Origin of the sequence: Paenibacillus sp. FSL H7-0442 (assembly GCF_038593105.1) — a bacterium.
GTDB lineage: Bacteria > Bacillota > Bacilli > Paenibacillales > Paenibacillaceae > Paenibacillus > Paenibacillus polymyxa_D.
Window position 1 is genome coordinate 5,369,808 of the sequence record NZ_CP151963.1, and the last position, 13,655, is coordinate 5,383,462.

At 46.4% G+C, this 13,655-nt stretch carries 14 protein-coding genes and 1 riboswitch; of the genes, 7 read left to right on the forward strand and 7 right to left on the reverse strand.

What is annotated here, in order from left to right; translation table 11 throughout:
* The first annotated feature begins 169 nt into the window (after window positions 1-169).
* Window positions 170-366, forward strand: a riboswitch (cobalamin riboswitch).
* A gap of 159 nt (window positions 367-525) precedes the next feature.
* Window positions 526-2,844 carry a 5-methyltetrahydropteroyltriglutamate--homocysteine S-methyltransferase gene (gene metE, locus MHH57_RS23720; RefSeq protein ID WP_342434601.1) on the forward strand — a complete coding sequence of 773 codons (2,319 nt, stop codon included), beginning with the start codon at window positions 526-528 and terminating at the stop codon, window positions 2,842-2,844.
* 87 nt (window positions 2,845-2,931) lie between these two features.
* On the opposite strand, the gene MHH57_RS23725 is transcribed toward metE, so the two are convergent.
* Complete coding sequence (locus MHH57_RS23725; protein WP_342434602.1) at window positions 2,932-3,465, reverse strand: hypothetical protein; 534 nt, start codon at window positions 3,463-3,465, stop codon at window positions 2,932-2,934.
* Between the two features lie 382 nt (window positions 3,466-3,847).
* Here MHH57_RS23725 and MHH57_RS23730 point away from each other — a divergent pair, with 382 nt between their 5' ends.
* From MHH57_RS23730 to MHH57_RS23750, 5 genes are all read left to right on the forward strand, one after another.
* The gene (locus tag MHH57_RS23730; RefSeq protein WP_342434603.1) at window positions 3,848-4,177 is read left to right on the forward strand and encodes a PadR family transcriptional regulator; all 330 of its coding nucleotides are present in this window, start codon (window positions 3,848-3,850) and stop codon (window positions 4,175-4,177) included.
* Window positions 4,170-4,721 carry a DUF1700 domain-containing protein gene (locus MHH57_RS23735; protein ID WP_342434604.1) on the forward strand — a complete coding sequence of 184 codons (552 nt, stop codon included), beginning with the start codon at window positions 4,170-4,172 and terminating at the stop codon, window positions 4,719-4,721. Before MHH57_RS23730 ends, MHH57_RS23735 begins: the two co-directional genes overlap by 8 nt.
* Before the next feature lie 4 nt (window positions 4,722-4,725).
* Complete coding sequence (locus MHH57_RS23740; RefSeq protein ID WP_342434605.1) at window positions 4,726-5,577, forward strand: DUF4097 family beta strand repeat-containing protein; 852 nt, start codon at window positions 4,726-4,728, stop codon at window positions 5,575-5,577.
* Window positions 5,578-5,696: 119 nt separating this feature from the next.
* Complete coding sequence (locus MHH57_RS23745) at window positions 5,697-6,416, forward strand: 3-ketoacyl-ACP reductase (RefSeq protein WP_039271709.1); 720 nt, start codon at window positions 5,697-5,699, stop codon at window positions 6,414-6,416.
* A 185-nt stretch (window positions 6,417-6,601) separates the two neighbouring features.
* Window positions 6,602-7,039: an AbrB/MazE/SpoVT family DNA-binding domain-containing protein gene (locus MHH57_RS23750; RefSeq protein WP_029518622.1), complete on the forward strand. Its 438-nt coding sequence runs from the start codon at window positions 6,602-6,604 to the stop codon at window positions 7,037-7,039.
* 69 nt (window positions 7,040-7,108) lie between these two features.
* Here MHH57_RS23750 and MHH57_RS23755 read toward each other — a convergent pair whose 3' ends face one another.
* Window positions 7,109-7,567 (reverse strand): hypothetical protein, encoded by a 459-nt coding sequence (locus MHH57_RS23755; protein WP_029518623.1) that lies wholly within the window; start codon window positions 7,565-7,567, stop codon window positions 7,109-7,111.
* A gap of 120 nt (window positions 7,568-7,687) precedes the next feature.
* Here MHH57_RS23755 and MHH57_RS23760 point away from each other — a divergent pair, with 120 nt between their 5' ends.
* On the forward strand, window positions 7,688-7,849 hold the full coding sequence (locus MHH57_RS23760) for a hypothetical protein (protein ID WP_176715742.1): 162 nt from the start codon (window positions 7,688-7,690) through the stop codon (window positions 7,847-7,849).
* 25 nt (window positions 7,850-7,874) lie between these two features.
* Here the strand turns inward: MHH57_RS23760 and MHH57_RS23765 are convergent, their stop codons facing one another.
* The 5 genes from MHH57_RS23765 to MHH57_RS23785 all read right to left on the reverse strand — a co-directional run bounded on the left by MHH57_RS23765 (window position 7,875) and on the right by MHH57_RS23785 (window position 13,650).
* The gene (locus MHH57_RS23765) at window positions 7,875-9,038 is read right to left on the reverse strand and encodes a nitric oxide synthase oxygenase (protein WP_165145974.1); all 1,164 of its coding nucleotides are present in this window, start codon (window positions 9,036-9,038) and stop codon (window positions 7,875-7,877) included.
* A gap of 150 nt (window positions 9,039-9,188) precedes the next feature.
* A complete protein-coding gene (locus tag MHH57_RS23770) occupies window positions 9,189-9,665 on the reverse strand; it encodes a Dps family protein (RefSeq protein WP_039271713.1) in 477 nt (158 codons plus the stop codon).
* 365 nt (window positions 9,666-10,030) lie between these two features.
* On the reverse strand, window positions 10,031-11,758 hold the full coding sequence (locus MHH57_RS23775; RefSeq protein ID WP_342434606.1) for an adenine deaminase C-terminal domain-containing protein: 1,728 nt from the start codon (window positions 11,756-11,758) through the stop codon (window positions 10,031-10,033).
* A gap of 28 nt (window positions 11,759-11,786) precedes the next feature.
* The gene (locus tag MHH57_RS23780) at window positions 11,787-12,845 is read right to left on the reverse strand and encodes an ABC transporter ATP-binding protein (protein WP_342434607.1); all 1,059 of its coding nucleotides are present in this window, start codon (window positions 12,843-12,845) and stop codon (window positions 11,787-11,789) included.
* A gap of 16 nt (window positions 12,846-12,861) precedes the next feature.
* Window positions 12,862-13,650 carry an ABC transporter permease gene (locus MHH57_RS23785; RefSeq protein ID WP_013312456.1) on the reverse strand — a complete coding sequence of 263 codons (789 nt, stop codon included), beginning with the start codon at window positions 13,648-13,650 and terminating at the stop codon, window positions 12,862-12,864.
* Between the last annotated feature and the right edge of the window lie 5 nt (window positions 13,651-13,655).

The window sequence follows — 13,655 nt, forward strand, 5'->3', positions numbered from 1 at the left end:
ACTCGGCAAATGCTATATCTAATCTAGGACAAGTCTCCATCATGGATGAGGCTTGTCTTTTTTTGCATATCCCTAACAGATTCCATTGCAGTTTCTATTGCGCATCCTGCAAGTTTCACTTATGATGGTGAACAAGTATACGAGTGCATAATTATTCGTCATACCTTAACCGCATAGCTTGGAGATAGGTGTCTGTTCTATTCAGATCAGGCTTAAAAGGGAAGCCGGTGCAAATCCGGCACGGTCCCGCCACTGTAAACGGGGAACTTTCAGCTGTTCATACAACCACTGGTCGACAGACCGGGAAGGGATGCTGAGAGTCATGATCCGTAAGTCAGGAGACCTGCCTATTTTAACAACATCGCAAGTACCTACGGAAGATAGGGAGGTGTTAAGAGCAGTCACCGTATTTTTGATTTTTTAATCACGGAGGCATTCTTTCCCCTACTTATTTTTAACTCTGGGGGAAGAATGCCTTTTTTGGTACGTAAAAATAAAACAGACACCCACTAGGAGGAAAAGTACATGTCCGTCATTGAATGGCCTGAATTGTCCGGCTTAATTAGCAGTAATCTGGGATATCCGCGTATCGGCGAAAACCGGGAATGGAAGAAAGCACTGGAACGCTTCTGGAACGGCAGTATTAGCGAAAGCGAACTGCAAACGGAGATGAAAAGACTACGGTTGGAGCATCTGAGCAAGCAGCGTGACAAGGGGATTGATCGCATTCCTGTCGGAGACTTCTCCTATTATGATCACATGCTGGATACATCTGTGATGTTTGGCCTGATACCCGAACGGTTCAACCATCGTCCCGCAGGTCCGATTCCTCTGTCCGTGTATTTCGGGATCGCTCGTGGACAAAAGGGAGCAACCGCCAGTGAAATGACCAAATGGATGAACACCAATTATCACTACATCGTTCCCGAATTGGCAAACGCAGTCCCGGTGTTCACTGAAAATAAACCTTTACGGGCTTATCGTGAAGCAAAACAAGAGCTAGGCATTGATGGGAAACCGGTCCTCATCGGCCCCTATTCATTCGTTACCCTTTCCAAAGGCTATGATCGCAAGGAGCTTGCTTCTATTATAAGAACCTTCCTGCCTTTATACACCCGTGTCCTGTCTGAACTAGCAGCAGAAGGTGTTCAGTGGGTCCAAATCGATGAACCTGTCCTGACCACCTCATTCCCAGTAGAGGATCTGGACATTATTCAGGAAGTCTATGAAGCTTTGGCCCAAGCTGCGCCCTCTTTAAATATAATGCTGCAAACTTACTTTGGCAGCCTGGACCATTATGAGCGTCTGTCCGCACTTCCGGTACAGGGACTGGGTCTTGATTTTGTGTATGATGATGGCGAAAATCTCCAGCATATATTGCAGCATGGTTTCCCTAAAGGAAAAACGCTGGGCGCTGGGGTCATTGACGGGCGCAATATATGGCGCAGCGACCTTAACGCTGTGGCTACCCTGCTGGGTCAGTTAGCAGAACAGACCACTGCCGAGCAGCTTATCGTACAGCCATCATGCAGTCTGCTGCATGTGCCAGTCAGTCTGGAAGCAGAGCACAAGCTGGATCGAGAACTGGTGCAAGCGCTGGCTTTTGCCGATGAAAAGCTTGAGGAAATCGCCGTCCTGACGGCTGCACTTGGCAAACACGATCCATCCGCACTCACCAAGCTTGGACAAAGTGCAGATGCGGTAGCCCGTTTCAACAGCTCAGCGGCACGCGTACAAACAGCTGACGATCTGGCTGACTTGCTGGCAAAGGAGCCTCTAACACGCAGCGTTCCTTTCGCCGAGCGTCGTGAGATTCAGCAAAATAAGCTGAAGTTGCCTCCACTGCCTACGACGACCATTGGTAGCTTCCCGCAAACCGCCGAGATCCGCAAGGCCCGCCTGCACTATCGCAAAGGAGAATGGTCTGCCGAGCAATACCGGACGTTCATCCAACAGCAAATCAAGGAATGGATTGATATTCAGGAGGACATTGGCATTGACGTGCTTGTACACGGGGAATTTGAGCGGACCGATATGGTTGAATTTTTTGGCGAAAAGCTGAATGGCTTTGCTTTTACACAAAACGGATGGGTGCAGTCCTACGGCTCCCGCTGTGTCAAACCGCCGATTATATACGGAGACGTCTCCTTCGATCAGCCCATGACTGTGGAAGAAACGGCATTCGCTCAATCGTTAACTTCCAAGCCTGTTAAGGGAATGCTTACAGGCCCTGTGACCATTTTGAACTGGTCTTTTGAACGTAATGATATTCCGCGTAGCCAAGTTGCTTTACAATTGGCTCTGGCATTACGGGCAGAGGTAGAGGCACTGGAACAAGCGGGCATCAGCATGATTCAGGTCGATGAACCCGCAATTCGTGAAGGGCTTCCGCTGAAAAAAGAACAACAGCAAGCCTATCTGGATTGGGCAGTTCAAGCCTTCCTTGTGACCACGGCCACCGTTGAACCTGCGACCCAAATCCATACGCATATGTGCTATTCCGAATTTCAGCATATGATTCAGTCCATCTCCGACATGGATGCCGACGTTATATCTATTGAAACTTCGCGAAGCCACGGAGAACTGATTGTCAGCTTTGAAGATCAGGTATACGACAAAGGCATCGGTCTGGGCGTGTACGATATCCACAGTCCGCGCATCCCCGATGTATCTGAAATGCTAAGCATGATCCAGCGTGCCCTGCGCGTACTGCCATCAGATTTGTTCTGGGTTAATCCGGATTGTGGTCTGAAAACCCGCACCAAAGAGGAATCTGTCGCCGCCTTGCGACAAATGGTACAAGCGGCTCAAGCAGCCCGGGCTGCTTTGGCTGTATCCAACTAATTTTTTATCGTTTCGAATCACGCCTTCATTTTCAACATATTCTGTTCCCCTTTCCGGTCCTTTCTGCTAAAAGCCCGGGAAGGGGATTTATTCTAGGTCATATAATGTATAAGCGCCTTGAATATGCTCCATTTTCATCTGCTTCATATGTACGCCTAAGCCATGTTCTCGATCCCAGGAACAACTAAAATTCAAATACAGTTCATCCTTTGCCGATGAGTCGGAAATCAATATAGACATAAGCTGTATTCGATTCAACAATTGTTCCGGCCGCTCCACATAAGGCGCATATTCATCCGGGTCCTCTCCCCATGTACTGTAAGCATTCCGATACTTTTCCACGATGCCAGCATAATGATGGTGTATGGATTCCAACACTTGAGGATGAATAGCTGATGAATATTCCATATACTGCTCCCATGTCTTTTTTTGCAACAGTGTAGGTTCTTCTATAGTCTGTGCCTGTTCTTCGGAATCGGCTCCCACGATAAATTCGACTTCTACTTCCGAGGGCTGCCCGCAAAAATCAAGTTGCACTACACCACGCAGAACAATCTCCTCAGATACATCCCAAGACTCATCATCCTGTTCCAGTTCCATATACCAATGTTTCCAGCCCATTCTTTATCCACCTCTTCATAAAAAGTAATTTTTAACCCTGTTGAATACTTTACAATCTATCATTTTAATGAATGAAATTAAAGCGGCATCCTATCTGTGCTTCCAGCCATATTTCGATGAATTCCCAAAAAAAAATACTTTTTTCTACAACATTCGCTACTCAATAAAACCTCCAAGGAAGGAAATCTGTCCATTTTGACACAAATATTTTATTATTAAAAATTTAGTACCTTGCATTAATCAGTACATGATGTTAAATTATACCTGACTACTGTTCTATAATTAGTACCCGTGACAAATTATGCACAAACACACGTTTCTTTCCCTTATTCCGAACGACACCTATGAATTATTGATAACATCCAGGAAGGGAGCACCGCTCGTGAATGTGAACATCCAATTCAAAAAAGGGGTACTGGAACTGTGCGTTCTAGTTCTAATTGGACGCAAAGACCGTTATGGCTACGAGTTGGCGCAAGCCGTCTCCCGTCATATTGAAGTAGCCGAGGGAGCCCTATATCCACTGCTTCGCCGTCTGGTATCAGAAGGATACTGCACAACGTATTTACGGGAATCGACCGAGGGGCCTCCTCGCAAATATTATCGGCTGACCGATACTGGCAGTCATTATACAAGAATACTTACGCGGGAATGGAATGATTTTGTCCATAATGTCGCAAGCCTACTGGAGGAAGGAAATTCCGATGAATAGAAAACAGTTTCTTACAGAGGTGGAACAGCGTCTTTCTCCTCTCCCTGCAGAGGTACGCAATGAGCTGCTTAGTGATTTGAGCCAGCATTTTGACTACGGGTTGGTTAATGGCAAAAGCGAAAGTGAGATTGCCAATGAGCTGGGTAACCCAGAGGATATTGCCCGAGAAGCGTTGGATGATCCCAATGCAGCCTGGAACGCTTCTCCTCCGCTTCGCCAGGGAAGCTTCGCACGCAATCTTTTTACTTTCTTAGGGCTACTGTTTCTTAACTTGCTGATCTCCATCCCAATTATGGCTACCCTATGGGTAGTATGGGTTTCATTGACCGTGGTAGCGGTTAGCTTCATTGCAGCCCCCCTTCTCGCCGTTACTGATTATGCGCTAAACAGCACCTTTTACCCGGCCAAATTCTTTTTCTCTATCACGTTGACGGGTATAGGTCTATTGCTGCTGCCTGGAGTACGTTATCTCTTACTCCTTATGGTCAGGGGCACTGTACGATACTGGAAATGGAATCTGACTACCCTGAGGGGAGCTTACTAACAACATGAATAAAAAGTGGTTTATTGCAGCAGGTCTGTGCATTGTCATCGGTGTAGCCGGAATGGTGGCCTACGGTGCCCCATGGAGTCAACAAGTCATGAAGGAAACAACTGCGATTAACAAAAAATGGACGTTTACACGTGGTCAGCTACAGAAGCTGAAGGTGGACAGCTCTGATGATGTCTCTATTTTGTTTACTCCTGGCTCTGGCGACCAAGGTACGATACGCATTAGTGGAGAAGTTCAGACAAAGGTAGCCGACCAAATTCATAATGCCCGAATTGAGAACAGTAAGCTTACGATTCAATCGGAGCCGGCCCCTTCCTTGTCATTCTTTTCGATCACTCCTGATTTGGATCAAACGATTACCGTAGAGATGCCCTCTGGCGAAACACTAACTGACCTACAGGTAGATGCACATTCAGGGAATGTAAAACTTCAGGATGCCTCCGTGCAGAATACTTCCATCACCGCTACTTCAGGCACTGCCGAGATTACAAACCTCCAAAGTACCCACCTGATCGCAAATTTAACATCCGGCAATTTTACAGCCAGTCAGCTTGCAGCAGATATGGAGTTAAAGCTTACTTCAGGTGATGTTACCATTCGCGATTATAGCGGTAATGGCCTTATTTCCCTAACCTCAGGGGAGACAAATATTACGCAACGTGCCGTAGCCAACTTGGAAGTGAATGCTGATTCTGGTGACGTGAAGATTAAGCAAGCTCCCGATTTTAAAGGTGTTTATAATGTCCGCTCTGACTCTGGGAGTATCAATACTCCCGAATCTGTTCCCGGTAGTGTGAACGTGATTAAGGTCGAAACCACTTCAGGGGATATTTATATTTCCAAATAGAGACCTCCAAATGAATGCCTCATCAGAGGCGAAGTTTGGTTCAATGAGTTTAACCTTGTATAATGTAACCATGTGCCCAGATGCACAACCACATTATAGATTAATAAGGAGGAGACTGGATGGAACTTAAGAATAAAACAGCTATTATTACAGGAGCCAGTAAAGGAATCGGTAAAGCAATTGCCGAAACTTTAGCTAAGGAAGGCGTTAACCTGGGATTAATTTCACGCACATTGACTGACCTGCAAAAGCTGCAGGATTCACTGGGGAGTACATACGGTGTGAAAGTGGTGAGTGCTGTTGCAGATATATCGGATCGCTCACAGGCCGCTGCCGCTGTAGCTTCACTAGAACATGAGCTAGGCGCTGTCGACATTTTGATTAACAATGCAGGCATTGCTACCTTTGGCACAGTCGCGGAGATGGACCCCGAAGAGTGGGAACGTATTATTCGCGTAAACCTGATGGGAACCTATTATGTCACACATGCTGTGCTTCCAAGCATGCTGGCACAAAAGAGCGGAAACATTATTAATATTTCCTCGACGGCAGGAGAACGAGGTTTTGCAACAGGCTCGGCATATTGCGCATCCAAATTTGCTTTGATGGGCTTCACAGAAGCACTGATGCAGGAAGTTCGCAAATCTAACATTCGCGTCACCGCGCTGACTCCAAGCACTGTCAATACAGAACTAGCGGCAAACGCAGGATTACCTATTGGTGACGAGGATCGCATGCTTCAACCGCAGGATTTGGCCGATCTGACATTAGCCACATTGAAACTGCCTCCACGGGTTCAATTAAAAGTAGCCGGTATTTGGACAACCAACCCACAGTAATTCGACATGACATCTTAGATTCATTGGCTGTACAATGCTCCGGCAGACGTAATTGTTCGTCATGCCGGAGCTTTTTTTCAGCATAGCTATACCAAAACAAACTGTAATATAAGCGCTTTGTACTTCCAGCATATATACATACAATTCCTACAACTATAAGCGCATTTCAGGAAAGGGGAAAAATGATGAAGAACACAGGAATGACACGGCCATTAGACCATTTAGGCCGCATTGTGCTGCCTAAGGAGCTGCGCAATTCTATGAATATTAATATTGGAGATGCCCTCGATTTTTTTATTACTCCAGAGGGACTGATGATTCGCAAGTATACGGGGGTTTCTTGCTATTTTTGTGGTGCCGTAGATCATTTGAGCTATTTCAGGGATCATCTGATATGTAAAAGTTGTATTGAAAATCTGAAGAGCGATAATCCTTCTAGTCATTTGAGTGAAGCACGTCCTGTCCAGCCCAAGAAAAGAAGGAGTTACAGAAATCAGAATGATCTCCTGAATAAACTAAAACAGCTCATGCAGGAGCACCCTAATGTATCTCAAAAAGAATTAGCCGAAATGCTCGAACTATCCCAGGGACGCGTGTCGCAGCTTAAAAAGCTACTCCTTTAGATCATCCGACCCAATCTCGTCTGTTTTAATCAACAAAAAAAGAGCCTGACGGCTCTCGGATCATCTTTGTTACGCAATGTCAGACTGCTCCATAATCGGGACCCGATAGGCCAGCAAGGACTCGTCTATTACGGCAGAAATAAACGTTGCATCTATTTCAGGCACCAGCCCAAGCGCATAATTCCATGCGTTTTCTTCAATTTGCAGCGCAAGTCGTTGCCGGGTCCCTATCCCACTCTCTTGCTCCAACGCATCGGAGAGGTCCACTAATTCCGTATCGGCGGCGTGCCCAATCTCATGTGCAAGCACAACTGTAAAATACTCCTCAACTCGATCAATGCTGCCGAACATCTGTAAACACTGTGTTTCGATAACGTCTGTATACATGGTAATGGCGTGAGCATTCATAGCATATTTGCCCCCAATCAGCCTTCCACCAGGAAAACGTTTCTCCAGCTTGACTGTCACACCTATAGCAGCCCGTTCCAAAAGCTCAGCGACAATGCGCTCTGCCTGATATCTTTCCAACTTAGCTTCGCTCCTCAAACCAGAATATATAAAGTGATATTTACTCTAAATTCATGAAATTATGGATGTGTTCATACCATACACAGTACGATATTATACCTTTTTACAAAGGAGAATACCATGTCAGAAGATTATTATGTAGGCTGGGGAACACTTGCCCTGATTAATGCCGGCTTGGCACAATCCAAAAATCGGAGCGGGCTAAATTGGTTTTTTCTCTCCCTATTAATAGGACCACTGGCTACCCTATTTATCGTTGCATGGGATAAGCTCGAGTCCTAATGCAGCAATCAGGTCATTCCCATCGTTATCCGGAATGAAAAGGACAGCCTTGGCGTTTCTGCTGAAGCACTGTATCTGATGCTGTATTAGCCTGTCTCGACATATACGACTTCTCTTGAACTCCGAAATTCGGCTTCACAAGCCGATTATCGTAGGAATTATGAAAAATATGCGTTGTCGCCGGGGATAGCGGGGGAATCAGCCATGTCCAATTGCCTGTCAGTGCGCGCCCAGCCTTGGCTTCCCGTTCCTCAAACAGCTTGAATTGTGCCGCTGCGGTATGGTGGTCGACAATGCTGACTCCCGCCTTTTTGAAAGAATGCAGCACAGCAATATTCAATTCCACCAGCGCCCGATCACGCCAAAGCGTTGTTTCACTCGTCGTATCCAGCCCCATCAGCTTAGCCACCTGTGGCAACATATTATAGCGGAAGGTATCCGCAAAATTGCGGGCGCCGATTTCTGTTCCCATATACCAGCCGTTAAAGGGAGCCGCTGTATAGATGATACCGCCAATCTCCAGCGTCATGTCCGAAATCATAGGCACAGCATACCAACGTAATCCCAAGGAAGCGAAACCCGAGATTTCTGGATGCTCAATGGCCACCTCCATTACCAAATGTTCAGGAATATCATATAGCTCGGGAGGCCGCCCGCCTGCTTCCACAACCAGTGGCAATATATCAAAAGGAGTCATCGCTCCTTGCCAGCCCATGTCTTTACAAGTATTGGTAAAATCTACCGAGATCGGGTCCCCGATGACCCCTTGATCGGTTTCATATCCAGCGTAACGAATGAGTTGATGGTTCCAGATGCGGATATTCGGCTGCCCTGGCTTGGAGGCGCGGAATACAGTAAGCGTTGGCTTAATTTTACCGCCATTCGTTCCTATGCGTATATGCTCCAAGAGCTCGCGAACCACTTCCGTTGCATCTGACGCGCCCCGCGCATCCCTGACCAAAAGCTTGTCCCAAAATAAGCGACCGATGCAACGATTGCTATTGCGCCAAGCCATGAGTGCCCCGTGCTCCAGCTCTTCGTACGTATGATCATACATTCCCGTAGTCTCTATGTCGTGACGAATATTAAGAAGCCGGGCCTCCGCTTCATCGCGGCTTCTGCCCAGCTCCTCATAACATGTATATATAAACTGCTCCGCTTCATGCAAAAGCTGTTGTTTCACTTCCATAACACACACCCCATCCCGGAAGCTCTATGACTCTAGAGCCTGTGGTCTTTCACGCCTTCTCGTTATTATACTCCAGTGGCAGAGTGGAACCAACGGGATGTGTGTCTTGTTCACCTGATCTCCATATACATGGAAGTCTATACCAATGGGTTATCCCAAATACGCACTCAGCATCCAGATGTGTTTATCCATTGCTTCTCTTAAGCCGTTAAGAAGATCCTCTGTCGCTTTATCCTGTGCCGCTTCCGCTGCTTCCATCCCATTAGCCAGCTCAACGGTGATGGTTTTAAAATCAGCAACAACGGACTTCACCATATCCTCAGCTGTCTGCTCACCTGCGGACTCCTGAATAGCTGAAAGTTGCAAATGCTCCTTCAAGGTCGCAGCCGGACGGCCACCAATAGCCAACAATCGTTCAGCAATCGTATCTAGATTAGCTGTTGCTTCATTGTAAAGTTCTTCAAATTTAGCATGCAATGTGAAGAATTTAGGTCCTTTCACATACCAGTGGAAATAATGCAGTTTCGTGTACAATACAGACCAGGTAGCTACCTGACGATTCAATGCCTTGTGCAATTCTTGAATAGCCTCTTGTGTAGGTGCGTTCGTATGATTTAATGTACTCATGTTTAAAATCCCCTCTCGTTCAAATATAGTTGGTGTAAAGCTTGGATGCTCGTTAGCAGTAGTGTCTGATTTTCTTCAAAATTCCATGCGTCAATCTAATAAATCTTAATCGATTAATTTAGACTTAATCTAAATCCTGTTTTAATTATAACACTGTGATGATGTTTTTCAAGTCCTTATTCGATTTTAATCATGAAGATTACATGAACTAATTGTAAAGCAAACTCTACATGCAATCGGGTACCCAGAATCAAGACTTGTTTATCTTTTATACATAGGTTACATCAATAGGAGGATAGAAGATGTTAACTTTGTCTGCTAAAGCATCAAAAAAGAGCCGGCCCATAAGAGGGTCGGCTCTTTTATTATTCTTGCATCTCTGAAGTTTCCACGATTAAAGGTACAACCTTGCCAGCATTTACATCAATCAGGCCGTGATCGGTAATTTTCAAGGCCGGGCTGACCGGCAAAGAATGCGTGCTCAGCGACATGATTGGATTGTAATGGCGGTAGCCCAGCGACAGCAAGGCTGAACGCAGCTCCTTCACATGCGCCGCAACCATTTCCAGCGGTCCTTCTGTTAAGATCCCGCCTACGGTTAAAGGCAAATGGGACAGCACCTTGCCATTTTCAACTACGCAAAAACCACCTTGGCTGGCAAGAACCGTATTCGCGGCCAGTATCATATCTTGCTTGTTATGCCCTACGACCAGCAAGTTATGGTTATCGTGCGAATAGGTGGTTGCCACTGCCCCACGTTTAATCGTATCTCCCCCGATCAAACCGTAAGCACGGTTGCCATTCTTTCCATACCTCTCAAACGTAGCAATCAGTCCATGTTCACCATGTTCCCATACCAGTTCCCCCTGCTCTACTTGTGCAGGTGCAATCCGTTCACTTGTAAAAGTAGAGCCATCTTTGACCATCATGACACGGCATTGATGTGTGCCATCAGCTACATCCAACTTTACAGTAAAATCCTGCTCCGTGAGCGGATTGAGCTTCACACTTTGATAAAAGTGGGCGGGAAAGCGGGATTTTATTGGTGCTTGATGGTATTCCTCGAACTTATCGAATACCTTGAGTCCGTCCTTATAGACTTGCTCCACATCAAATTGACCAAGATCCGACAGCAGTACAAAGTCAGCTATTTTTCCCGGTGCAATGGTTCCGCGGTCATGCATACGCATCCGTGCAGCAGGAGTAAACGTAGCTGCATAAATGGCATCCTCAGGCTTCATGCCCATTCCGATTGCTTTACTTACAATATGGTTCAGATGCCCTCGCTCTACGAAAGAGTCTGGCATCACATCATCCGTTACAAAGCAAAAATGCTGTGCCACATCTTCCTGAATAAGATAGTCCATCACTTCAGGGGTCATGGATTTTTCCTGGATTTCAATAAACATCCCTGCAGCCATCCGCGCCTTCATACCTTCAATACTTTGATGAGTATGGTCTGAGCCTATCCCCGCATAGATCAACTGATGCAGGTCCAGATCAAGCAACTGTGGCGTATGACCTTCAATGATCAGCTCCGGGTAGTGCTCACGAACATGGCGTAAGATGCGATTCGTCTTGCTCTCCGGATCACGAATGACATCCACATAGTTCATAATTTCACCCAGGCAGATCATTTCACCGGTTTGCAGCAGCGCATCAATTTCGGGAATACCGATCTCGCCTCCTGAGGTTTCGAGCGGCGTTGCCGGGACAGAGCTTGGGATGCCGTAGAACATATCAGCCACGCAATCCTTGCTGGCTTCCATCATTTCCTGAATGCCTTCCAATCCGAAGACATTCGCCATTTCGTGCGGTTCAGGTACAATCGTCGTTACCCCATTGCGAATCAGCCCATAGGAAAAGGTTGCCGGTGTCACCATTGTGCTTTCGATATGCAAATGGATGTCGATTAGGCCGGGAATCATATATTTCCCGTGCCCTTCGACAATTTCAGCAGCCTCGAAAGACTCCAGACCACGCTGACCGATATACATAAACTTGCCATCAAGTATAGCTACATTGCCTTCTTCGAACGTCTTGTAGTAACTGTTATACACCTTAACTTGTAAAATCATTTTGTCTGCACGCATGATGTATCTCCTTCATCGAACCCGCTGATTATTGGACCAGCACCATTTTATCTGCCGGAAAATGCAGGGTAACCCGCTGACCACTCAGGTAAGGCGTATCCATTTCCTGATTAGCCGTAAAGTTGCCTTTCGCCGTTTCTACCACATACTGATAGCTACGCCCCAGGTAAGTACTTACCTTAATAATACCGGGAAGCTCATTTTCTCCTGTCTCGTTGCCTTCTGTTCGAATGACCAAATCATCCGGGCGAATAGCGCCCTGACGAGCACCCGGCTGGGCCGTACCCTGATTACGCGCTACGCCGAACGAAAGATCGCCTGTATTCAGTCGAATACGATCTCCTTCTTCAGTACGCTCAGCAAAGCTTAGAAAATTATTAAACCCAATAAAACGGGCAACAAATTCGGTCGTCGGATATTTAAAAATGGTCGATGGAGCATCTAATTGTTCGATGTTCCCCTTATTCATAATCGCAACCTGGTCAGAAATCGAAAAACATTCCTCCTGATCATGCGATACGTATACAGTAGTGATGCCCAGTTCCTGTTGAATACGGCGGATTTCCACACGCATATTTACACGCAGGTTAGCATCCAAGTTACTCAGAGGTTCATCAAACAACAGCAGATCGGGTTCAATCACAAGCGCTCGCGCAATCGCAACACGTTGACGCTGTCCGCCTGACAATTCACCAGGGAAACGTTTTTCAAATCCCCTCAGGCTAACCGTATCCAGCATCGTCATAACGCGGCGCTTCACATCATCTTCCTTTACTTTGCGTAACCGCAAACCAAAGGCAACATTATCAAAAACAGACAAATGTGGGAAGAGTGCATAACTTTGAAATACAAAGCCGAAGTTCCGTTTATTCACCGGAACCCGAGTATAATCCTTATCGCCAAATAAAAATGTTCCTTGTTTAGCTTCGAGAAATCCTGCAATGAGACGAAGTGTGGTCGTTTTGCCACAACCACTCGGTCCGAGCAACGAGAGCAATTGCCCCCGTTCGAGCTGCAAATCGAAATCCTGCAAGATCAGTTGGTTGTCATAAGCGACCGATACGCGATCCAGAGTAAGCAGTGCCATAAGGTTGAAGCCTCCATTACCTTTTAGTGAAGTAAGACAATCCCATCAGTCGTTCAATCAAGAACATCAGGATACCGGTCAAAATCATCAGCATAACCGAAATCGCCGCTATCGTCGGGTCAAAATAATTTTCGACGTAAGTCAGCATTTGAATGGGCAGGGTGCTGAAGCCCGGTCCTGTCATGAAGACGGAAATGTCGACATTGTTGAATGATTCCAGAAAGGCAATCAGGATAGCCGCAATAATGCCTGAGCGGATGTTGGGCAGAACCACCTTGAAAAAGGTTTCCAGCCGTCCAGCCCCCAAACTAAGCGCTGCTTCCTCAATCGCAAAATCAAAGTTAGACAAACTGGATGCAATGACTCTAATAATGAACGGCAACATAATCACCGTATGTCCGATCAATAGTCCAGCATATACTGGTAAATGGTACACAATGATCAAATAACGCAGCAGCGTAAAACCAAGCACAATACCCGGTATGAGCAAAGGGGAGAGGAACAAAGCATTCAGCGCATCCTTCCCGCGAAACGAAAAACGACTAAGCGCATAGGCTGCAGGCATACCGATCAGTAGTGCCAAAATGTTGCCTAGCAGAGAGACCACAATGGACGTTTTGAACGTGGACATAAACAAATCCACTTCAAAAATATTTTCATACCAGCGCAGGGAAAAGCCCTGCGGAGGGAATTTTAATACCGTGCCCGGCTCGAAAGAAGTGACCGATATGATCAACAGCGGACCGAGCAGAAAGATGAAGACCAGCAGGCTAAAGAAGCCTAGTCCGTAATGTTTCTCCCGCATATCCA